The sequence below is a fragment of the Acinetobacter sp. ANC 4204 genome, from assembly GCF_002135205.1.
In the GTDB taxonomy this organism is placed as follows: domain Bacteria; phylum Pseudomonadota; class Gammaproteobacteria; order Pseudomonadales; family Moraxellaceae; genus Acinetobacter.
In genome coordinates this window covers 23,698-46,217 of the sequence record NZ_NEFZ01000004.1, presented here as the reverse complement: position 1 = coordinate 46,217, position 22,520 = coordinate 23,698, and the positions used below count along the sequence as shown (strand labels likewise).

The window sequence follows — 22,520 nt, the reverse complement described above, 5'->3', positions numbered from 1 at the left end:
TAGAAGGCTTCCCCATGAAAACACTGTCACAGCAACTTCCCGATTTTTATGAATACTATGAGAATGAGACGCAATTTTACCTACGTCAAGTGCAGTATCCAGAGGATTTAGCATTGTTACATAAATGGATGCATGAGCCCCACGTTATACCGCAGTGGCAGCTGAATAAGTCTGAAATCGACCTTGCTGTTTATTTTGAAAAAATGCTGGCTGATGATCACCATCGGTTGTTGATCGTAGGGGTAGATGGTCAGGATGTGGGTTATACCGAAATCTATGAAGGCAAGCGTGACCGCCTTGGGCGTTATTACGATGGCGATGCTTTAGACCTTGGTTGGCACTTACTGTTTGGTGAAAAGTCAGCTTTCGGCAAGGGCTACTTGCGCCCAGTAATGCGCTTGTTGGGTTTTTACATTTTTGAGAATGCGCCATCCGAAAAAATTGTTGGTGAGCCTGACCATACTGTTAAACCTTATGCAGCAGTAGTGGAAGAAATGTGCTATGAGGCACAGCGCCTAATTCCGATGCCTGAAAAAACAGCCATGTTGTATTACTGCTTTAAACATAAATTCTATGAAAAATTTGGAGGGTATTTAACTCATTCAACTGCATTTATGCAAAACCACAACCCACTCAATAGGACTGAGGAATTTACATGAGCTATAGCTCAGAACATATACACATCATGAATATGCGATTTTCGGAGGATGTTACAGTCGCCGAATTTGAACAATGGCTCAGCCAAATTGAACGTTTTTTCTTAAAGAAACAAAACTTTGCTTTGGTCATGCAAACCGACGTTGGCACGGAATTTCCGGAAGAATACCGTCAATTGCAAGCGGCTTGGTACAAAACATACAAACAGCTTTTTTTTCAATATTGCTTGGGTTTAGTCCGAATTGCACAAGACCCGGCAGATCAACAACGACTGAATACACCCGCACTGCATGCTGCGTGGCGGGTGCCTTATTACGTCACGCTTGATCATTCTGATGCACTGCAATGGGCAGTGCAGAGGTGGATATGCAAAACCTAAATTCACAAAGAGCAACACGCCAAATCTCTGCTTTGAGCCTAGCCGTTGTTATTGTTTTATATCTGGCGCATGCCTTGCCTTTGTATTTTTACAATGTGGCATTACCCGCTATTTTGCGACATCAGGGGGTGGATTTACGTTGGATTGGAATGTTGTCACTGCTTTATATTCCATGGGCTTTTAAATTTTTATGGGCACCACTGATTGACCGACTCTATATCAAGAAGTTAGGGAAACGAAAAACATGGTTGCTTTTTACTCAAATAGCATTGGTTCTTGGCGTTCTGGCCTTGGCTTTTACCCAGTTCTCTTACGGATTGATCGTATTTGTTGTGATTGGTTTATGGATCTCAAGCTTTGCTGCGACTCAAGATATTGCTATTGATGGCTATACCGTTGAAGCTTTTTCAGAGTCTGAATACCGTCTAGGCAGTATGGCACAAAGTATTGGGGTCGCTTTGGGGAGTATGTTAGGTGGTGCGGCAACATTATGGTTGTACCAATATTACGGCTGGGAAAGCGCATTGGTGTGTTTAGCACTTATGACAGCATTGACCATGTTTGCTGTTTTTTACATTCAAGAGAATGCAAGTGAACAGACGAATATCGCTAAACAAGCTCCAAGCTTAATCCGTGCTTTTAAACGGCCAGAGATTTTATCGGCCTTAGCACTGATTTTGTGCTATCGCGTGGTTGAAGCACCTGCAATGGCGATGCTCAATCCGATGCTCATTGACCAAAAATGGACGCTTGCTCAAATTGGGGTGCTGATGTCTGTGATTGGTGCAGGCGTGGGTTTGCTCGCTGCCGTTACGGCAGCATTTCTTCTGAAAAAGTTGCAAGCTACTCAGTTGCTTATTTGGGCGGGGTGGTGTCGAACGGTGTTGTATGGAGTGATTGGCGCAGCCATTGTTTTGGGCTGGTTAAACCAGTGGCATTTACTCTTGGGGGGATTTGTGATTGTCATGCTTGCGATTCGTTATGTAGCAATGACTTCACTCTATGCCTATTTCATGCAGAGCAGTTCTAAAGAACAGGCAGGCACGGACTTCACCATTTTGGTGTGTTTTGAGCTACTGGTTTATTTCATTGGGGGAGCTACATCGGGATTTTTAGCCAAATCACTCGGATATGGCAATTTTTATATGGTATTGGCGGTTGCGTCTGTGGTCAGTGTACTACTGAGCCAATACATCATTTCACGTCATCAAAAAACTCAACAAAACTTTTGAATCAAGAAATTTAATAAAAGGAAAAAGATATGAGCCGTTTTATGTTACCTATGCAGTTGACTTGTTTAACACTTGCTGTATGTACACAATTGTATGCACAAGATGATGTCACTACAACATTAGATAGCCAAACAAGCCGTGTTGAAGCTAAACAAAAAGAGGCTACACAACTGGCACCGATTGTGGTGACAGCAACTCGTTCTGCAAAGAGCATTGCGGATATTGCGGGGACAGTTTATAGCATTGATCAAGCTGAAATTGAAAAACAGGCCAATGCAGGAAAGAGTATTGCAGATATCTTGGGAATGTTAGTTCCATCTCTGACACCGAGTAGTGGAACGACCTCAAACTATGGTATGACCATGCGTGGTCGTGTAGTGCAATACATGATTGATGGTGTACCGCAAACAGGTTATCGCGATGGTTCACGTCAGTTAAATAGCATTCAACCGTCTATGATTGAGCGTATTGAAGTGGTTTCAGGGGCAACCAGTATTTATGGCTCGGGCGCAACAGGCGGGATTATTAATATTATTACCAAACGTGGTGGCCAAGACCCGATTAGCTTTGAAACTAAAGTTGGGATGACTGCGGGAAATAACTTTAAATCAGATGCTATGGCCTATGAAGCATCACAAAATATTTTGTTTAACCAAGGTGCGCTACAAGGGGCTTTCGGTGCCAGTTATACCACTCGTGGTGAAATTCAGGACAGCCATGGTAACCGTATTGGGCCTGAAGTTGCGCAAACAGACCGTCAAGATACGGATACATTAGATATCAATGGTCGTTTGACTTGGAATATTTCAGATAGTCAAAGTTTGAGTTTTGGTGCTCAATATTTTAATGACGAACAAGATAGTGAATATGGTCCTGACTATGGTCCGAGTTTAGCCTATTTAAGACGTGACCCAACCTATACTGCCAGTCTTGCTGCGGTCAAAGGCATGCAGTTAGAGACCCAACCGCAAACCGAACGCTACGCATTTAATACGCAATATGAAAATCAAAATGTATTGGGGCATACCTTAAATGCTGAAGCGTACTATCGGAATGAGCAAGCACGCTGGTTCCCTTCTGCTCAGGCTATGGGAGGCGGTTTATATCTTGTTTATCAGTCGGAAACAGATATTGATGTTTATGGTGCGCGAGTTGCCTTGCAGAAACAATTTGACTTAAATGGTCGGAAGTTGGGGCTCAGCTATGGTATTGACTATGAAAATGAACAAGATGAACAAAATATTCAAATGTACGATAGTGCTGCATTTGTGGCTAGTAACGGTCTAAATTATAAGCCTTTTAATTATTATGCTTTTGGGCCAGATGTCGAAACAGAAAAGTTGGGTACCTTCATTCAAACAGACTTTGATGTGACAGATCGCTTAGGCTTAAAAGCAGGGGTACGTTATGAACGTGTAGAAAGCCAAGTGGATGAATCAACGCCTTATTTAGAGGCAATTACCGCTGACTTGCAACCAGGCTACCAAGCCAAGACTTTAAATGGCGGTAAAGTAAAGCATGACGCGACATTATTTAATGTGGGTGCAGTTTATCACTTAAGCGATGCTCAACAAATTTTTGCAAACTTTTCCCAAGGCTCAAATTTACCTGATATTCAACGTATGCTTCGTGATGTGCCTGCAAGTTTTACAGTCAACAGCCAAACCATTGACCCAATTAAAGTGAATAACTACGAGTTGGGTTGGCGTGTGCAAGCTACAAATGGTCTAAATGCGGGCGTGACCACTTTTTATAATGACTCAGATAAAAGTTTAAAGTTTGGCCGTCCAAACTATACCATTGAAGTCTTAGATACAGATGAGCGCGTTTATGGTGTAGAAGGAAATGCGTCATATCGACTACAGCCAAATTGGACAGTGGGTGGAACCATGGCGTATACCCGTGGACAGTTCAAAAATACTGCTGGGAAATGGCAAGAACTAGATGCAATCAGAGTTGCGCCACTGAAAGGCACAGCATTTTCTGAGTGGCAGTTTAACAATGACATGAGTCTACGTGTTCAAGCCTTAGCTATTGGTGGTACGGATAAAGCAAAAAAAGACGCTGAAAAGTACGGTTCGACTGTTCCTGCTGAAATCAAAGGCTTTGCAACGATGGATGTGATTGCCAATGCAAAAGCAGGTCCTGGTACGATCGGCTTTGGAGTGTATAACGTGTGGAATACAGACTACAAATCGGTCTATAGTCAATCGGTTGAGTCGGTTTATGGGGCTATTTCAAGCTTAGCTGCTCAAGGTCGAACCTATGGTCTGAGCTATACATTGAAATACTAACTGTATGTCTAGAGGTAGCGTTCAGCTACCTCTTTACTTTGTAATCTCGCCTTAAAATATGGTTCAAATAATAAAATGAATAGCAATAACAATATTTTTATTGCAGGTAGTCTTGCCAATGGCGCCTGTTTCTCAATGATTTTACCTTTGCTTGCGCCCTTTATTCGGCAACTAGGGCTGACTGAGCTGCAAGGTGGTGCATTGGTGTCGGCTGGGGCATTAGTCATGGCAGTTTCTGCTATTTATATCGCGAAGCAAACCCAAAAATTCAGCATTTATCAACTATTAAGTATTGGGTTCACTGGTATGGCGCTGACATGGGGCTTATTTGCAGGTGTTCTTAGTTACGGGCTGAGTTATTCCATGTCGTTTATTGTTTTGTTTAGCTTACTCATATTGACCCGTGCCAGTACGGGCTTTTTTATGGCAATGCCACAAATTGCGCTGCAAAGTTATGTCATGACGGCTTTTCAAAGTGAGCAGGATCGTAGTCAGAACATGGCAAAGTTTGGCGCACTAAACAGTATAGGGGTTGTCATTGGGCCTTTGGTGACGACCATGTTATTGACATGGAGCATGTTGACACCACTTTGGGGTGCCGTGGCTATTTTAACGGGTATGGCGGTTTGGATTGTACTTAGTTTTCAAGCAAAGCAAGCGCCACAGGTACAGGAACAAGCGGATACTGCGGCGAAATTAGACACTCTGCCGACAGAAAAATTGCAATGGTCAAAATTAGGGATTTGGTTATTGTTAGGTTTTAGTTTATATGTTGCGATTGTTACCTTAAATTTAACTGCTGGTTTTTATATTCAAGATCGCTTCCATTTCGATACCTATCAAAGTGCAATTTATTTTTCTCAGTGTTCATTGATTGTGGGGATCGCACTGGTTTTAATGCAATTGGCGATTTCAAAACGACTCAATTGGTCAATTAAACAATTATTATGGTTCGGTCTAGCGACAATGGTCTTGGGGTTAATACTTTCAGTCAGCGCTAGCCAGATTTGGGTTTTTCAAGCCGCTTATCTTTTTTATGGTATTGCTGTAGCTTGTTTAATGCCCGCTTTTACCACAGGGGCAGCCCAAACAGCGTCAACCACGCTACAAACTAAAATAGCCAGTTTATGTACGGCAACACAGGCTTTAAGTTTTGTTTTCGCGCCGTTGCTGAGTACTGGACTCTATCAGGTGAACCAACATTTGCCCTATTATTTTTTATTGGCACTAATGATGGGCTTAATGCTGTATTTTGCTTTTAAAGGCATTAAAGAGCAGAATTTTAGCCGTATTAGCTAAAGCTATTATTGTGCCTTAGCTGAGTAGATAAACTACTGTTTTAATTAAACTTGGACCAAAAAGAACCATAAAGATACCTGCTAAAACCATACTGAGGCAGGCTGCTACGCCTTCTTCTTTATGGCGTTTGAACGCAGTGCTGGTACCAAAACCATGTGCTGCATTGCCCAAAGATGCTCCTTGAGCGAATTTGGAATCTAGTTTTAGGACTAACAATACAGAATTGGCCAAAAGTCCGCCGACTATACCAGTGATCACAGTGAATAAAATCACCAGATCTACAGAACCACCAACGGCCTTACTGAGCTCCATGGCAAAAGGGGTAGAGATAGAACGACTCATCAAACTGTAACTGGTTACAGCATCAAAATGAAACAAACGTGCCAAGTAAAAAGAGCTAAGTACTCCAACCATCATGCCGATGATAATACCTAATGCTATAGAGAAAGCATGTTGTTGAATGACTTTGCGATACTCAAAGATTGGAATGGCGAAAGCAACTGTCGTAGGGCCTAACATCCATACGAGCCACTTACTGTAATACATATAGTTGTCATACTGAATATGGAACATCATCATACATAGGATGATGAGACAAGGGATTAGAATGGTTGGTGAGAATAACAGATAGGGATATTTCTGATAAAAATTTTTACCCCAAATATATGCCAGTATGGTCCCGATAAAACAGATTAAGGCTACAAAATGAATATGCATGGTGGTTCCTTAAACTTGTGTATTGAGCTGATGGGGTCGTTTGGTCTTTTTTTGAAACTTTTCTTCAAGCTTAAAGCCTAAGGAGACACAGTAGGCCGTGCAGGTCATTACGCAAATGGTACCAACAACAATAGATAAAACCAGTTGCCAGCCTTGAGTAAGAAAGAGATGTTTATATTTAATTAACCCGATGACACAGGGGATAAAAAATAATAATAGCTCAGTGAGGAGTAGATCAGAGCCTGACTTAATCCATTCTAGTTTGAATAATCCTGTTAACAGTGCAATAAGCAAAAGTGTTAAGCCGACGACTCCACCAGATACAGGCAAGGACAGCGTAGCTTGTACAAACGTACCGATATACCAAATGGCCATTAGCAGGCCGACTTGAAGAATTGAACGATAAACCAGTTTGAACGGACGCATCTGATGTCCACCATGTTTGGATTGTTAGTGTTATTTTAAGTTTGACCTAGGGTGGTAATTATGAATAATAAAATAATAATTATGCTTATCTGGAATAATTTTGGATTTTAAGACCCTTAAAATATTTGTGCAACTAGTGAAAAGCCAAAGTTTTAGTGTAGCTGCTGAGGAACTTTATTTAACTCAACCCACTATCAGCAAAGTATTAAGGCAACTAGAAGATGAAATTGGCTTACCCCTATTTCATAAAGGGCAAGCAGGACGAAAGCGAGAAGTTAAATTGACCTATATGGGGGAACAGCTGTATCAGCATGCATTGCAGATTTTACAACAGCAACAGCAAATTTTTGAAACTGCTGATCAGATTCGAGGGGTAAAGCAAGGTGTGCTGAGACTCGGTCTGCCACCTTTAGGTTCAGTCCTTTTAAGCTCATTGATTGCTAAATTTCATAAACTTTATCCCAATATTGAGTTGAATTTTTTAGAAGTCGGTGCAACAGGAATTGAAGAAGCAATTTTAGCGAAAAATATTGATGTGGGTATCTTACTGGGAGAATTAAAGCCTAGTATTCAGGGGATACAAATTATTGATTCGCCGCTGTGTTTGCTTTCCAACCATGACTCACAATGGAGAAAGCGTGACGTGGTGCAATTTGCCGAGCTCAAAGAAGAATCGTTTCTGCTGTATGCAGATACCTTTACATTGAACCATGTGATATTGGAAGCAGCTATGGCAGCAGGCTTTGAACCCAAAGTATTATGTAAAAGTAGTCAGTGGGACTTTATTGCCAAAATGGTCGAGTCTGGTGTCGGTATTGCTTTATTACCACAAATTTATTGTGAGCAATTAGATCGCGCAAAATTCAGTGTCAGTTTAGTGGAACAACCAAGTTTGCGCTGGAACTTAAATATGGCATGGAATTCCACCGTAGTCATGAATCCTGCTACTCGTGCATGGTTGTCGATCATTGATGAATATAAAGATCAAATTCATTTTTAGATGGCTCATCTCCAGATAGAATTTGTTAAAAAAATGATCGCTATGGTTACGGTTCGATTACCTAAGATTACCTTGCGTTTACAAAAAAATGCTTAAACCCCAATCTATTGATCAATAAGTAAACAAAAATGTTTCAGGAAATCTGAGGATCAAATTTGTGCCCGGTTTTTGTATAGTCTAAGTGCAAACATAAAAACGGAGGCTAAATGTTTAAATTTAAAAATGATATTGTGCATGGTGCGCTTTTTGACATGGATGGAACAATGTTTGATACCGAACGTTTACGGTTTCAAACCTTGAAACAGGCATCCAAAGAGCAGATTGGGGTCGAGTTTTCAGATGCCTACCTCATGGCTTGTTTAGGTTTAAGTGCACGTAGTTCTGAAGTGCTAGCTCAAAAGCAATATGGTCAAGAAGTTCCTTACGGGGACATTCGTAAGCGAGCTGATGAATTAGAATTAGAAACAGTGCGCCAATATGGTGTTCCGATTAAAAAAGGATTGGTACAAGTTCTAGAACGCCTACGTAAAGCAGGATTACGTATGGCCGTGGCGACCTCTAGTCGAAGAGCGATTGCTGAAGAGTATTTAATCAATGCCAATGTTTATAAGTTTTTTGATGTCTTGGTCTGTGGTGATGAAGTTGAACAGGGGAAGCCACATCCTGAAATTTTCCTAAGTGCAGCGCAAAAACTGAACCTTGAACCTGCACAGTGTTTCATGTTTGAAGACTCTGAAAATGGTATCCGTTCGGCACATGATGCTGGGGGCATCTGTGTACTGTTCAAAGATATTAAAGAACCGAATGAAAGTATGTTGGCTCATGCTAATTATTATTTTGAAAATATGTATGACTATCTAATGGAATTAGATATCTACAGCTCACATTTGGAAATGCCCAATTTACAAGAAAGCTTTCCTCAAACTTTAAATCAACTCACTGTTGGAATTCACGGCTTTGGTGCGATTGGTGGCGGTTATATCGCACAAATTTTATCGCATTGGGATGGTTATACGCGTCCTAAAAAAATCTATGCGTCTACACGGAATAGCTTATATCGCTCAGCCGTTAACGCATTTGGGGCATATTGTATTCGCTATGGGCAAGTGTCTTATGATGAACGTATTGAAAATATGCATATTATTGATGCTGAAGACTTACAGCAGATGCATGCCATGTACGTCGAGTCGAGTTTAATTGCGATTTGTTTAGCTGAAAATGCTCTAGTCAGTGAAGCAGCAACCATTGCACAGGGCCTCTATGCACGCTATTTGGCACAAGATGAGCAAGTTCAAACTCCACTGACGCTGTTAATTATCTTAAATAAAATAGGCGCCAAGCAGTTGGTTCTTGAGCAGGTACGTAAAGCCTTGGTGGAATTAACAGACCATGCTGTTGCCGATTTTATTTTAGAGCAGCACTATTTCTGCGATACGGTAGTCAACCGTATGGTGTCTAAGCTAAGCGATAAAAATCTATATCGTCAACTGTGTATTAAATACAATATTTTTAAGCAATATCAACTTGATGATGAGAGTAATCAAATTGAAGTTGAAGATGTCAGTAAACTCAGTGCAGATCAAGAACGCCGTGCCAGTGAATATGTTGAGGATTTGAGACAAAACTTTCAACCGAGCCATATTTTACAACATATGGATTTAATTCTATTCAATGCTGAAATGGATATGCCGATCTACGTGGAAAACAAAAGTCCCTTACTCAGTAAAATGCGTCAAATGATCTTGGTCGATCAAATTTCAGATATTCAGCTCATTAAAAACCGCTTATGGAATGGCGTACATGCCATGACTGCATGGTATGCCAGCCTACTCGGGCATCAGACCATTGGAGTAGCGATGGGCGATCCGCGAGTGCAGTATTATGTTGAAAAACTGCTTGCAGAAGTGACGCAAGGTCTGACGCATTACCTGCCAAAACGCAAAAATGATTTAATACGATTGGCAAAAAGTTTTGATCAGTCATGCCAGTATGCTTATAAAGACCCATGCAGCCGTGTTGCGCGTGACCCACTTCGAAAACTAAGCGCATTTGAACGTGTTTTTTCATCGGTTGCTTACAATGTCTCGCATGGATTTTCTTTTGAAGCCTTATTAAGTGGTGCAATTTTTGGCTATGCATACCTGATGATAGAAGATGATCAGCCAATAGAAAGCCTTTTGGTTCATTTGAAACAACAGCTTCAACAGATGTCGCTGTCTAAAGAACATAAAAAAGCTTTGTATTACGTCATGGAAAAACGTCTCAATGAGCTACAAAACGGTGAAATTGAAATAGTAGACTTTATGTTCCAGACGCAGCAAAAGGCTTTAAAAGCCAGTTGTGTGTAATGGAGTAGTTCATAGCTACAATTAGATGTTTAAAGAGAAGTCCAGGTAAAAGAGCTTTTCTTCTGCCTTTAAATCTTTTAACGTTACGGGAACAATCAACATGGTTCTTTTGTAATGAAATGGGATGAGATCGGGGAGCAGCCTTGTTCAATTGCACGAACACTATCGGTAATTGGTGACCGCTGGACTGTGCTGATTTTACGAAATGCATTTTTAGGAACGCGCCGATTTGAAAGCTTCCAAGAAAATTTAGGTATGACTCGGCACCTGTTGTCTGCTCGATTAAAGCGCTTGGTTGAACATGAAATTTTGGAGAAAAGACCTTACACGGATCGTCAAGCAAGATTTGAGTACTGTCTAACTGAAAAAGGCTTGGCTTTATATCCAGTGCTGATGTCGATGGCAACATGGGCCGATCAATGGATGGACGAGGGGCAAGGTCGTCCCGTGCAATTTATCCACAAAACATGTGGGCATAGCATTCAGCCACGTTTAGTTTGTAACGAATGTGGTGATGCCATACATGCCAAAGACATCAAAGCGATACCGACACAGGTTTATGTTGATGCTTTAGCAGCTCAATCAGACATTAAAGAAGCTTAAGCTTATAAACAGTTGGCAGGTTTTGGTACACCAGCCAAACGGCTCAGATGGCGTGCTACAAGTCCAGTATTAAACTTTTCTTGTAGTATGGCATTATTGATGTCTGCGTTGACTGTTTTCATTAAAAACTTAATCAGTGGACGTGTTGCAGGTGAGTGCCCAAACTGCTGGTAAAACTGACGCACTGCCATGAGGATTTCAAAGTGCCAATCGGTCAATTCAAGCTCTAAAGATTTTGCTAACTCTTTTGCAACCTCTTGATTCCAAATGGTGTAATCGACTAAATGACCATCTTGGTCTAATTCTAAATTCATCTAAACACTCAAAATTATTTTAAACTGATACAACGACTGTGGTTTAAACATAGCTCAGCAAACCTAGCATAGCTGATGGTTTCTAGGTTGCTCGGATAGGCCGCAGCGATATTTTCAGCATCCTGCTCAAGCACAAATATACAAGGCAACTGCTGAATAAAAGGATGCTCTATATATAGGACCGCATCTCCCATTAAAACCACATCATCCCCTGATTGATACAGGCTTTGTAATTTACTCAGCGCTAGCTCTGTCGCGGCAAATGGAGACTGCACGAGATAAATTGTTTTGCTCATAACTGTCTCCTTACCAATACAGCACATGGTCAAACTGTTGTATTAAATTGGCATTGAGTTCAACACATTCTATTTCTTGCTCGGTTTGTTGAACAAAGGCAGAAGCTTGATTTTTGGTTTCAATCCAAATCGGGCTTAAGTCATAAAACTCAAAGCTATCAACCATGTTTGACGCCAGTTTAAAAGCATGCTTTAAGGGTTCAAATGACTGAGCATCGTTTAATAAGCTGAGCGCAGCATCTTGTAGTAAGACTTTGACTTCACAGCCAAAAGTTGCAAGAACCATCGTTGCAGAGAGGCTTTCATGCACCTGCAAAGAGTTCAAATTGGCTTGGGTTAAAATAACCAGTACAGATTTCACACAATATACCTTTTAAAAGCAACAAATTCTTGAAAACTTAGCACTTAGAATTGAATTAAGCGCTCTGCAGACTGAACGGCATCGGCCAGTTCCCCTAAGCCGACCAAGTCAAAACCTGTAGCAAGATTATGCTGTGCTAACTGATGACGCTGTGCATTTTCGGCATCGGTAATTCCTCGAGCCAAGGCTGCACTAACACAAACTGGCAGGCGAATGGCGAGTTTTTGCCACTCAGAACATAGATTCCGTTGGTCGTCAGGTACCCATTGTAGGGCATTGGCAACTTGAACAGCATCTTGGTAGAAAAACACTCGAAAGAGTTCATTTTTCGCATGCAGTGCTTGTGCTAAACCCAGCGCATGCCATGCATGAATCGAACTCGGTGCGGAGGTAATTAGTAATAAAGTACTCATCAAACTTCACTAGAGGAATGTCCAAAACTTGCTTGGTACATTCGGACTTCATAATAAAAAGGTAGTATACAATGATTTTAGTGACTGGTGGTTTAGGCTTTATAGGCTCACATATTGCTTTGAGCTTTATGGCGCATGGGCAAGAGGTCATTATTGTAGACAATTTATCCAATGCGAATTTACAAACTCTTGAACGATTAGAATTTATTAGTGGCATGTACGTGCCTTTTGTCAAAATTGATATCCGAAATACGCCTGCTTTGAACAAAGTTTTTGAGCAGTATTCCATTGATGCAGTGGTACATGCCGCAAGCTTTAAATCGCTTGAAGAGTCTGTGTTGAAGCCTTTGGAATATTATAATGACAATGTTAGTTGTATTATGAGTTTACTGCGTGCTATGCAACGCACAGGTGTTCGAACTTTGGTGCATCTTTCCAGTCTTGCAGTTTATGGTGAGTCGAGTCTACATCTAGAAGAAGACTTGGAACTGAATTTCGGCTATCCAAACCCGTATATCAAGTCGCAACAAATGGTCGAAGAAATTATTCGAGATACAGCAAAAACAGATAATGAATGGAAAATTGCCGTTTTAAGAATGGGCAATGTCGCAGGCGCATTTGAAAATGGAATGCTCGGAGAGCTGTTTCCGCCTTTACCGAAAAATATTATCCCACTGTTGATGCAAGTCGCTGCCAAACAGCGTGATCATATTGAACTGAGAAAAAAAGCACAAACAGCAGACCATACGGTCGAACGTAGTTTTTTACATATTTTGGATGCGTGTGATGCGATTGCTGCTTCGTTACAATGGTTGAGCACTCAACAGTTTGCTTGTGAAGCGTTTAATATTGCAGGTCAAAGTGTGTCGATACAGCAGTTGGTTGAAAAAGTTGAAAACGTGACGCAAAGTGACATTGCTACAGTCGATATAGTTGATTCGAACATCGTGGAATTAGATCAGGTCGCATCCGAATGTAGTAAAGCGAAAAATGTTTTACACTGGGAAGCGAAGCGCAGTTTACAACAAACCCTTGAGGATGGATGGCGTTTCTACCGACAAAGTTTAGAGGGTCTTTAATTAATTTACTGATAACAATTATCATTTACATGCTTTTACTTAATCATTAAGATAAGGAAAACAAGCGCAAAATAATCATTTTGCAATTCACTTAAAAAGGAAGAGGTTAAAATGCAAACACGTATTGAACACGACACGATGGGCGAAGTTGAAGTACCAAGCGAAGCACTTTGGGGTGCCCAAACTCAGCGTAGTTTGCAAAACTTTAAAATTGGCAGTGAACGTCTACCGCGACCAATGATTCGTGCTATGGGCTTAGTGAAAAAAGCAGCAGCGCAGACCAATGCTGAACTTAACCAAATTCCACAAGAATTGGCGCAATACATCGTCGGCGCTGCGGATGAAGTGATTGCAGGGCAGTGGGATAGTCAGTTTCCTTTGGTAGTATGGCAAACTGGTTCAGGCACGCAAAGTAACATGAACTGTAATGAAGTAATTGCGAATATCGCCAATCAGAAACTCGGCAATCCTTTAGGCGCACAAAAACCTGTACACCCGAACGATCACGTGAACCGTGCTCAGTCAACCAATGACTCATTTCCAACGGCGATTCATGTTGCAGCAAGTATTCTGATCAATGAATTACTGATTCCTGCGGTTACTCAGCTTCGAGATACTTTAGATGCAAAGTCTCAAGCATTTGCTGACATCGTCAAAATTGGGCGAACTCATTTACAAGATGCAACACCATTAACGTTGGGCCAAGAGTTTAGCGGTTATGTTTCTCAGCTCGATCATGGCTTAAAGCGTTTACAACAGGCACTCTCAGGTTTGTATGAGCTGCCTTTAGGTGGAACGGCTGTAGGTACAGGGCTGAATGCGCATCCTGATTATGCGGAAAAATCGGCGGAGCAACTGGCACAGTTGACCGGACTACCTTTTGTGACTGCGCCAAATAAATTTGAAGCATTGGCTGGGCGCGATGCAGCCGTGTTTGCCTCAGGTGCATTAAAAACGCTTGCGGTAAGCTTGAATAAGATTGCCAATGACATTCGCTGGTTGGCTAGTGGCCCGCGTTGTGGTTTTGGTGAATTACGTATTCCAGAAAATGAACCAGGCTCAAGTATTATGCCGGGGAAAGTGAACCCGACTCAAAGTGAAGCGATGACTATGGTGGTGGCTCAAGTCTTAGGCAATGACACCACGATTAATGTTGCGGGCGCATCGGGTAACTTTGAATTGAATGTGTTCATGCCTGTAATTGCGTTTAATTTGTTGCAGTCGATTCAGCTTTTGGGTGACGCATGTAATAGCTTCAATGATCACTGTGCAGTGGGTATTGAGCCGAACCGTGAAAAAATTGACCACTTCTTACATGACTCATTGATGTTAGTTACGGCTTTAAATCCAGTGATTGGCTATGAAAATGCAGCGAAAGTTGCCAAAACAGCTTATAAAGAAGGAAAAACACTAAAACAAGTGGCTGTAGAGTTGAACTTGGTCACTGCTGAGCAGTTTGATGAAGTGGTCCGTCCAGAACAAATGATTTCACCAAATGTAAAATAAATTTTCTTCAATTGCTCAATGAAAGAGCAAATGAACATCAGCAGTTTTTATCTTTGGGCGAAGTCGGTACAATGGTCGACTAAAGATAAACTGCTGATGAGTTACCATGCTTGATATTTATTTGACAGATGTTCAGAAAAACGTGCAATTTAACGATTATCCGGGTGAGCATCCTGTTAAATTTGTTTTAAATTTCAAAAAGATTTTCCCAAGTGTTATGGAATTATTGCTTCCTGTTCTACCTAAAAATGAAAATCTTGAAGAAATGACATGGGAATCAACCACGGCTGACTTTGAACTTTTCAAACTGTTATTGAGTGGTTGGGGCGTGATTGAGTTACGCTTAAACGCGATTAAGCAGTTTAAAGATAAAGATTTTGCAGATGCTCTAGTGAAACGTGCACAACAAAAGCGCAAAGACTTTGCCAAAACACAGCAACAGTTGAAAACGGTTGAACTTGATTATTTATTTATGCATGAAATACATGCGTTAATTGATGCGGAACTAGTTGAATTGGGTGAAAAATTCTATTTACCCGTGCTACGGGACTTATGGAAAAATAAAATTCCCACTCAAGTCTTAGAAGCCAAATTCTAAACAAATTTAAAATCCTCCATTTGGAGGATTTTTTTTATATGGATAGCAGAACTATGTATTTGTGGTAAACACAAAGCATTTAAACTACATCTAAAGCATTAAATTTTATTATTTGGTCAAATATTGGAATTAATTTTGCTTGATACATTAGGTCATCATTCATGGCAGACTAATGTTTAAATTTGCTATGAATTTTTTTTTGAATAGAACCACAAGGATTTTAATACATGTCAAATCAGTTCATCGACTTAATTACAAAACGTCGTACTATTTATGCTATTGGTAAAAAAGTTGAGCACAGTTCTGAATTTTTAACTGATTTGATCCAAACAGCTATTAAACAAAGCCCATCATCTTTTAACTCGCAGTCATCTCGAGCTGTGATTTTGTTCAATGCGGAGCATGAAAAATTCTGGACTTTTGTGGCTGAAAAACTGAAGTCTTATGCTAAAGACGAAGAAAGTGCAGCTAAAACAACCGCTAAAATGGCTAGTTTTGCAGCAGGTGTGGGAACAGTTTTATTTTTTGAAGATCTAGATGTCATTCAGAGCTTACAAGAGCAATTTCCATCTTATGCTGAGAACTTTCCTATTTGGGCAGAGCATTCGACAGCTATGGCTCAGTTTTCAACGTGGACTGCGTTACATACCTTGGGTCTAGGTGCATCTTTACAACATTATAATCCAATTGTGGATGAAGAAGTCCATGCTGAATGGAGTGTGCCTGCCAGTTGGAAATTACGCGCACAATTAGTCTTTGGTTCAGTTGAGGGTGAAGCTAAAGAAAAAGGCTTTGTGGATGATACGGTGCGCTTCAAGGTATTTAAATAATGAATCAAAAAGCCGTATTCAAATAATACGGCTTTTTTTCTATGTCATTTTCTTTTTAGCAATAGAACGGATTACTGACCAACCAAGCCTAAAAGTGAATTTTGAGTACTACACATCCGCGTTGCTTCTTCTTCGTTCATTGTTTTGATTTCCTCTTCAAATTTCTTCTTTTGTTCTTTGAGTTGTTCTTCAGCTAAACCCATTTGTTTTCCAAGTTTTTCCATCTTTTCCCATGACTCAATACAGGCCTTCGGCATTTTGCTGCACGCGATCAAAGACAAAAGGATGATACTTGCACTAATCATGAGTAATTTTTTCATTGCTTAAACCTTTAATTTTGAAACATTATTGATTTTTATATTGAGCCTGTAAGGTAGCAAAAATTTAAGGCTTTGTGTGATTTTTAGTCGCAAAAGTGAATTGTTTTGCACTTGTTCAATCTTCTTAGGGGGGAGTTATATGTGTCGGCATTAAAAAAGGCATTTAGATTAATCTAAATGCCTTCTTGGTGAATATTCAGAAACTCTACTATTGTAGAGGTCGATGCTGAAGTTCATTTAACTCCCTACGGCTATAGCCACGCGAAGCCAAAACTTTTTTAATACCAACAATCACATCTTCATCCGTTGCTACTTTCAGCTTTTCGAGAAGTTGTTCGTTGGTTTTACAAGAGCAGTCATTTTCAACACAAGCAATTTGATTTTTATGCTCGTTTTGCTGTTCATTTGAAAACAGCTTTTGCCAAAAACTCATAGACACTTCATTAACAACCTAACATAGGGTGAAATATAACCAATCTAGAGAATAATGCAAGATGGGCAAAGAGATAAAAGCAACAATCAGTATCCAAAAATTCCGATTATAGTTTCATAAGTTAACGTTATTATGACAGGGAAAATTCTTGTATTTTATGTAAATTACTATTTTCTAAGAATAAGTAAAAATGAAGCCTGTGACGGCTTCATTTTTGAAGTTGCATATTTTGCAACAAATTGTTTAGATCTTTTCGAGCAGAATTCCTGCTTCAACATGATGCGTATACGGGAACTGGTCAAACATCGCAAACTTTGAAATTTTATGGGTTTGGCTGAGTGTTTTTAAGTTGTCATACAAGGTGTCAGGGTTACACGAAATATAAATGATGTGCTCAAAACGTTGAATCAACTTTAATGTTTCATCATCAATACCCGCACGCGGTGGGTCAACAAACACAGTATCGAACTCATAACTACTCATGTCGATATTTGCTTCTTGTAAGCGACGGAATTCACGTTCACCGTTATAAGCTTGGGTGAAGTCTTCTGCTGACAAGCGTGCGACTTGGATATTGTCGATTTTATTTTGTTCGATATTCCACTGTGCGGCATACACTGAGGACTTAGCCAGTTCAGTGGCTAAGACACGGTTGAAACGGGTTGAAAGCGGTAGGGTGAAGTTACCATTGCCACAGTAAAGTTCTAACAAATCTTTGTGCGACTGTTGTGCAGCATTACAGGCCCATTCGAGCATTTTTTGGCAGACTTGCGCATTGGGCTGGGTAAAACTGCTTTCAATTTGTTTGTACTGATATTTACGCTCAAAAACTTGCAGTTCTTCCACCACAAATTCATCAGTAAGTACCACTTTTTGACCACGGCTACGACCAATCAACTTAATATTTAATTTTTCTGCGAGTTGTTTGGCTAAAACCTGCCATTGTTCATCGAGTGGGCAGCGATAAATCAGCGAAACCAGCATTTCACCTTTTAAGGTCGCTAAGAAATGCACTTCAAATAAGCGTTTTGAGAGGAGGTCATTGCTTTTTAATTCTGCCAATAAAACAGGCATGAGCTGATTAATACTGGTATCAGCGATTGGGAAGTCATCAATACGAATGACTTTTTTCTGATTGTCTTCATCGCGTTCAAACATGGCATAAAACATATCATCTTCGGTATGCCAAATACGGAATTCTGCACGCATGCGAAAGTTTTTTTCAGGAGATTGAAAAACTTCAAGCGAAGGTGGAGTGAATTCAGCAAATTGAGCTGTAATTCGTTCAATTTTGGCGTCAAGTTGTTGTTGATAAGAAGAAGTCATATGCAGTAAAAATCGCAAACATATTGAAAAAAGAGATGGTAACAAAGTTTGCCGAATTAGCCTAAAGATATTCAGCAAAAGCGTGGAGTTTATTCATGCTACAGGTGGATTGATGTATTGTTATATCAGAAATTTTCGAGCAGATTAAGCCAAACTGAGTCACATAAAAAATGCCAAGTAAACAGACCAGGAGATGTTTACTTGGCAATAGAGGAAACACGGTAAAAACCTGTAACCCCAATGCGGACTACAGGTTTAAATTGGGTTTAGTTCAAAGTCATCAGACTTGCATTTCCACCAGCAGCTGCAGTGTTAACACTGATCGCGCGCTCAATCACAAAACGTTCCAGAGGAATGGCAGTTTGTGATGGGCTAAGGTGGGTAATACCGACAATCGCACCTTGACGTTCAGCTATCTGTTGTTGCAGAGCTAAAAGTTGTGCTGTCGTACCATGGTGCAATACCGCATCAAATGCATCAGTTTTGATGTCTTTGATGACATGGAACGCTTGAGCCAATGCTTTAGGCATGCTTGGCATGTGCTTTAACACAAAGCGGTTATCTGCGAGTACTGCTGGACGGCTACCGACTGCAAAAATCGCATTCAACTGTTGTAACTGATCCGCTTCTTGTTCAGCTAATGACAAGACTGCATGACGTGGGATCACCATGTATTGGTTACTTTCACCTGTTGGGCCTTGCAACTCGTAATGATGGCCTGAACAGAAGTTCTCAATTTTTGCCAATTTTACAGCTGGGAAGGTTTTAGTTGCCCACTCAAGGAGCAATGCAGAGTTGCTGAACTCGACCTGAGGGTTCAAATCAGCACCTGTTGCAAATGGTTTATTCAACTTTTTCGCAGAACAGTTTTGCATTAAGCGATATAGATAAATTGGACCACCCGCTTTAGGGCCTGTACCCGATAAACCTTCACCACCAAAAGGTTGTACACCGACTACTGCACCCACGATGTTACGGTTGATGTAAAGGTTACCGACTTCAGCATGGGTCATTACAGTTTGAATGGTTTCATCAATACGGGTATGTAGACCCATCGTCAGGCCATAGCCTTTGCTGTTGATGTGCTCAAGTAGCTGTTTAAGTGAGCCTTGGTTAAAGCGAATTACGTGTAGCACAGGACCAAACACTTCACGCTCTAAATCATTGAGATTTGGCAGCTCAATCAGTGTTGGTGTAATGAACGTGCCTGCATCTAGTTCAGAGTCTTGAGTATCATTACGCATCAACTGGTGTACGCGATGACCTTTTTGACGCATTTTTTCGATGTGCTTTTGGATATTTTCTTGCGCTTCAGCATCAATCACAGGGCCAATATCAGTTTTGAGTAGATATGGATTGCCCACTTGAAGTTGCTGCATTGCGCCTTTAAGCATTTGAATCACAGCATCGGCATTGTCTTCTTGTACACATAGTACGCGTAGGGCAGAACAACGTTGGCCTGCGCTGTCATAAGCTGAGCTAACGACATCAAGTACAACTTGCTCAGTCAGTGCTGATGAGTCAACGATCATGGCATTTTGACCGCCTGTTTCAGCAATCAGTGGAATGCTTTCACCATTTTTGCTCAGACGTTTCGCCACAGTTTTTTGCAAAATTTTGGCAACTTCAGTCGAGCCTGTGAACATGATGCCTTGAACCTGTTCAGCTGCGCTGAGCTGTGCACCTACAGTTTCACCACGACCCGGCATCAACTGTACAGCCGCTTGAGGCACACCTGCTTGCCATAAGATTTGAATCGCTTGAGCCGCAATTAGCGGTGTTTGTTCCGCTGGTTTAGCAATCACGGTATTCCCCGCAACCAATGCGGCAGCGACTTGACCTGTGAAGATGGCCAATGGGAAGTTCCATGGGCTAATACACAGCATCGTGCCTAAAGGCTCAACCTCTGCATTCGGATCTAGATCAATCATTTGCGTTGCGTAGTAGCGTAAGAAATCGACCGCTTCACGAACTTCTGCAATGGCATTGGCATAGGTTTTACCACTTTCACGGCACAGTAAAATCATCAGTTCTTCTAGGCGAGCTTCCATTAAGTCAGCAGCACGAAGTAGGTAACTTGCACGGGTGTCTTTAGCCGTACGTGCCCAAATGTCTTGAACAGCCTGTGCATTATTTAATGCTTGCTCAACTTGTTCAGTTGTTGCTTCTTGTACATAACCGACAACATCTGAGTGACGTGCTGGGTTAACAATACTTTGCTTTACAACCGTTTCATCTGTCTGGATTTGCTCACCCATAGGTGCAGCAAACCATTGCTGTTGTGAAAACTGTTGAGCTGTTTGATTGAGCTGGGTTAACTCCGTGTCATTTGCAAGGTCTAAACCTTTAGAGTTTGCACGCAGTTGACCATAAAGCTCAGCAGGCAGTGGAATGGAAAGGTGTTTTTGACCGACAACATTTTCACGTTTTGCACTGCTTAGAATGGTTTGCGTTGGATTTTCAATCAAATCATCAATCGCGAGTGACTTGTCTGCAATACGATTTACAAAAGAGGTGTTTGCACCATTCTCAAGTAAACGACGGACAAGATAAGCCAATAGTGTTTCATGGTTGCCGACAGGTGCATAAATACGACATGGGACACCCAGTTTTTTATCTAGCTTTTCACCGACGACTTGTTCATAAAGGGGTTCACCCATGCCATGTAAGCATTGGAACTCATACTGACCTACATAATATTGCTCAGGATTCGCCATTTCATAAATGGTTGCTAAAGTCTGAGCATTATGCGTTGCAAACTGTGGGTAGATTTGTTCTGGCGCAGCCAATAATTTCTTTGCGCAGGCAATGTAAGATAAGTCCGTATGTACTTTACGGGTAAATACAGGGTAGTCGGTCATGCCTTCGATTTGCGCTTTCTTAATTTCGCTATCCCAGTACGCGCCTTTCACTAAACGGATCATTAAGCGTTTTTCGCTACGTTTAGCCAAATCTACGATGTAGTCAACCACGTAGAAACAACGTTTTTGGTAGGCTTGAATAACGAAACCAATGCCTTTCCAGTCTTTGAGCTCTGGTTCAAAGCATAGGCGTTCGAGCATTTCTAAAGAAATTTCTAAACGCTCAGACTCCTCTGCATCAATATTTAAACCGATGTTATAACCGCGTGCCAATTTAGCAAGAGTAAAGACTTTGCCATAAAGTTCGTCATGCACACGTGCAATTTGGGCACGTTGGTAACGCGGGTGTAGAGCAGATAATTTAATTGAAATACCTGGGCCGTCATAGACATCTTTGTCTTTTGACGCTTGACCAATGGCATGAATGGCATCGGTATAGTCTTTCATATAACGATCAGCATCGTGGTCGGTCAGTGCCGCTTCACCCAGCATGTCGTATGAATAGCGAAAACCTTTTTCTTCAAGACGTTCAGCATGTTGCAATGCTTCACCAATGGTTTCGCCAGTGACAAACTGTTCGCCCATCATGCGCATTGCCACATCAACTGCTTTACGGATGATGCCACGACCACTACGTGCCAATAAGCCTGTTAAAGTGCCTGATAAGCTATTTTGCTTTGGTGTTTCCATCAACTTGCCAGTGAGCATCAAGCCCCATGCTGCTGCATTGACAAACATTAAGTTACTTTGACCAACGTGCTCTTTCCAGTTGCCTTGGTTGATTTTGTCCTTAATCAACAAGTCACGTGTTGCCATGTCTGGAATACGAAGTAATGCTTCAGCTAAACACATCAGTGCGATGCCTTCTTGAGAAGACAGTGCAAATTCTTGTAAGAGTCCTTGTACAATACCCGCTTTACCGCTGCCGCTTTTACGTTCACGTAAAGTATGAGCCAAATCAAACGCAAGTTCGTGAATGCGTTGATTCATTTCATCAGAAATTTTGCTGTGGTCTAATAAGTTTTGAACACACTCAGTTTCGGCACGTCGCCAAGCGGTGTTGATTTCAACCTCAAACTCATTTTTTTCTTTGAATTCGGTAATATATTCAAATGGTGTTTGAGATTCGTTGAAATGCGCGTTGCTTTCCATCATATTCATGCCTACATCCTGTGCATACAATAATGTGTTGAGAGATCTATAGTAATTAATTTATGATTACAGAAAG

22 protein-coding genes are annotated in these 22,520 nt (G+C 41.0%); 12 read left to right on the top strand and 10 right to left on the bottom strand.

Going from position 1 to position 22,520, the window contains the following annotated elements; genetic code table 11:
- Positions 1 to 14: 14 nt before the first annotated feature.
- The 5 genes from B9T36_RS09415 to B9T36_RS09395 all read left to right on the top strand — a co-directional run bounded on the left by B9T36_RS09415 (position 15) and on the right by B9T36_RS09395 (position 5,861).
- Positions 15 to 659, top strand: a complete 645-nt coding sequence (locus B9T36_RS09415; RefSeq protein ID WP_086209237.1) for a GNAT family N-acetyltransferase — start codon at positions 15 to 17, stop codon at positions 657 to 659.
- The gene (locus B9T36_RS09410) at positions 656 to 1,036 is read left to right on the top strand and encodes a hypothetical protein (RefSeq protein ID WP_086209236.1); all 381 of its coding nucleotides are present in this window, start codon (positions 656 to 658) and stop codon (positions 1,034 to 1,036) included. The genes B9T36_RS09415 and B9T36_RS09410 overlap by 4 nt, the downstream gene beginning before the upstream one ends.
- Positions 1,024 to 2,268, top strand: a complete 1,245-nt coding sequence (locus B9T36_RS09405; protein ID WP_308463946.1) for an MFS transporter — start codon at positions 1,024 to 1,026, stop codon at positions 2,266 to 2,268. The genes B9T36_RS09410 and B9T36_RS09405 overlap by 13 nt, the downstream gene beginning before the upstream one ends.
- A gap of 29 nt (positions 2,269 to 2,297) precedes the next feature.
- The gene (locus B9T36_RS09400; protein WP_086209235.1) at positions 2,298 to 4,562 is read left to right on the top strand and encodes a TonB-dependent receptor; all 2,265 of its coding nucleotides are present in this window, start codon (positions 2,298 to 2,300) and stop codon (positions 4,560 to 4,562) included.
- 75 nt (positions 4,563 to 4,637) lie between these two features.
- Positions 4,638 to 5,861: an MFS transporter gene (locus tag B9T36_RS09395; protein ID WP_086209234.1), complete on the top strand. Its 1,224-nt coding sequence runs from the start codon at positions 4,638 to 4,640 to the stop codon at positions 5,859 to 5,861.
- Between the two features lie 15 nt (positions 5,862 to 5,876).
- On the opposite strand, the gene B9T36_RS09390 is transcribed toward B9T36_RS09395, so the two are convergent.
- Together B9T36_RS09390 and B9T36_RS09385 are read right to left on the bottom strand one after the other, a co-directional pair.
- A complete protein-coding gene (locus tag B9T36_RS09390) occupies positions 5,877 to 6,578 on the bottom strand; it encodes an LrgB family protein (protein ID WP_086209233.1) in 702 nt (233 codons plus the stop codon).
- A 9-nt stretch (positions 6,579 to 6,587) separates the two neighbouring features.
- A complete protein-coding gene (locus tag B9T36_RS09385; RefSeq protein ID WP_086209232.1) occupies positions 6,588 to 7,004 on the bottom strand; it encodes a CidA/LrgA family protein in 417 nt (138 codons plus the stop codon).
- A gap of 100 nt (positions 7,005 to 7,104) precedes the next feature.
- On the opposite strand from B9T36_RS09385, the gene B9T36_RS09380 reads away from it, so the two are divergent.
- The 3 genes from B9T36_RS09380 (at position 7,105) to B9T36_RS09370 (ending at position 10,955) form a co-directional block, all read left to right on the top strand.
- Positions 7,105 to 8,004, top strand: coding sequence for a LysR family transcriptional regulator (locus B9T36_RS09380; protein ID WP_086209231.1), 900 nt, complete (start codon positions 7,105 to 7,107; stop codon positions 8,002 to 8,004).
- Between the two features lie 206 nt (positions 8,005 to 8,210).
- The gene (gene mtlD / locus B9T36_RS09375) at positions 8,211 to 10,352 is read left to right on the top strand and encodes a bifunctional mannitol-1-phosphate dehydrogenase/phosphatase (protein ID WP_086209230.1); all 2,142 of its coding nucleotides are present in this window, start codon (positions 8,211 to 8,213) and stop codon (positions 10,350 to 10,352) included.
- A 114-nt stretch (positions 10,353 to 10,466) separates the two neighbouring features.
- Positions 10,467 to 10,955 carry a winged helix-turn-helix transcriptional regulator gene (locus B9T36_RS09370; RefSeq protein WP_086209229.1) on the top strand — a complete coding sequence of 163 codons (489 nt, stop codon included), beginning with the start codon at positions 10,467 to 10,469 and terminating at the stop codon, positions 10,953 to 10,955.
- A 2-nt stretch (positions 10,956 to 10,957) separates the two neighbouring features.
- On the opposite strand, the gene B9T36_RS09365 is transcribed toward B9T36_RS09370, so the two are convergent.
- From B9T36_RS09365 to tusD, 4 genes are read right to left on the bottom strand one after another with little or no spacing between them, the layout of a single operon-like run.
- Entirely contained in the window at positions 10,958 to 11,269 is a 312-nt protein-coding gene (locus B9T36_RS09365) for a TusE/DsrC/DsvC family sulfur relay protein (protein ID WP_086209228.1), read from the bottom strand.
- Between the two features lie 14 nt (positions 11,270 to 11,283).
- The gene (locus B9T36_RS09360; RefSeq protein ID WP_086209227.1) at positions 11,284 to 11,565 is read right to left on the bottom strand and encodes a DsrH/TusB family sulfur metabolism protein; all 282 of its coding nucleotides are present in this window, start codon (positions 11,563 to 11,565) and stop codon (positions 11,284 to 11,286) included.
- Positions 11,566 to 11,575: 10 nt separating this feature from the next.
- Positions 11,576 to 11,926 carry a hypothetical protein gene (locus B9T36_RS09355; RefSeq protein ID WP_086209226.1) on the bottom strand — a complete coding sequence of 117 codons (351 nt, stop codon included), beginning with the start codon at positions 11,924 to 11,926 and terminating at the stop codon, positions 11,576 to 11,578.
- Positions 11,927 to 11,970: 44 nt separating this feature from the next.
- Positions 11,971 to 12,339 (bottom strand): sulfurtransferase complex subunit TusD, encoded by a 369-nt coding sequence (gene tusD, locus B9T36_RS09350; RefSeq protein ID WP_086209225.1) that lies wholly within the window; start codon positions 12,337 to 12,339, stop codon positions 11,971 to 11,973.
- Between the two features lie 71 nt (positions 12,340 to 12,410).
- Here tusD and B9T36_RS09345 point away from each other — a divergent pair, with 71 nt between their 5' ends.
- The 4 genes from B9T36_RS09345 to B9T36_RS09330 all read left to right on the top strand — a co-directional run bounded on the left by B9T36_RS09345 (position 12,411) and on the right by B9T36_RS09330 (position 16,352).
- A complete protein-coding gene (locus tag B9T36_RS09345; protein WP_086209224.1) occupies positions 12,411 to 13,418 on the top strand; it encodes an NAD-dependent epimerase/dehydratase family protein in 1,008 nt (335 codons plus the stop codon).
- 111 nt (positions 13,419 to 13,529) lie between these two features.
- On the top strand, positions 13,530 to 14,924 hold the full coding sequence (fumC, locus tag B9T36_RS09340; protein WP_086209223.1) for a class II fumarate hydratase: 1,395 nt from the start codon (positions 13,530 to 13,532) through the stop codon (positions 14,922 to 14,924).
- Positions 14,925 to 15,030: 106 nt separating this feature from the next.
- Positions 15,031 to 15,522, top strand: a complete 492-nt coding sequence (locus B9T36_RS09335; protein ID WP_086209222.1) for a hypothetical protein — start codon at positions 15,031 to 15,033, stop codon at positions 15,520 to 15,522.
- 227 nt (positions 15,523 to 15,749) lie between these two features.
- Positions 15,750 to 16,352 carry a nitroreductase family protein gene (locus tag B9T36_RS09330; protein ID WP_086209221.1) on the top strand — a complete coding sequence of 201 codons (603 nt, stop codon included), beginning with the start codon at positions 15,750 to 15,752 and terminating at the stop codon, positions 16,350 to 16,352.
- 71 nt (positions 16,353 to 16,423) lie between these two features.
- On the opposite strand, the gene B9T36_RS09325 is transcribed toward B9T36_RS09330, so the two are convergent.
- The 4 genes from B9T36_RS09325 to putA form a co-directional block, all read right to left on the bottom strand.
- Entirely contained in the window at positions 16,424 to 16,672 is a 249-nt protein-coding gene (locus tag B9T36_RS09325) for a hypothetical protein (protein ID WP_086209220.1), read from the bottom strand.
- 208 nt (positions 16,673 to 16,880) lie between these two features.
- Positions 16,881 to 17,105 carry a hypothetical protein gene (locus tag B9T36_RS09320; RefSeq protein WP_086209219.1) on the bottom strand — a complete coding sequence of 75 codons (225 nt, stop codon included), beginning with the start codon at positions 17,103 to 17,105 and terminating at the stop codon, positions 16,881 to 16,883.
- A 243-nt stretch (positions 17,106 to 17,348) separates the two neighbouring features.
- A complete protein-coding gene (gene trmA / locus B9T36_RS09315) occupies positions 17,349 to 18,431 on the bottom strand; it encodes a tRNA (uridine(54)-C5)-methyltransferase TrmA (RefSeq protein WP_086209218.1) in 1,083 nt (360 codons plus the stop codon).
- Between the two features lie 266 nt (positions 18,432 to 18,697).
- Positions 18,698 to 22,453: a trifunctional transcriptional regulator/proline dehydrogenase/L-glutamate gamma-semialdehyde dehydrogenase gene (gene putA, locus B9T36_RS09310; RefSeq protein WP_086209217.1), complete on the bottom strand. Its 3,756-nt coding sequence runs from the start codon at positions 22,451 to 22,453 to the stop codon at positions 18,698 to 18,700.
- Positions 22,454 to 22,520: the final 67 nt, after the last annotated feature.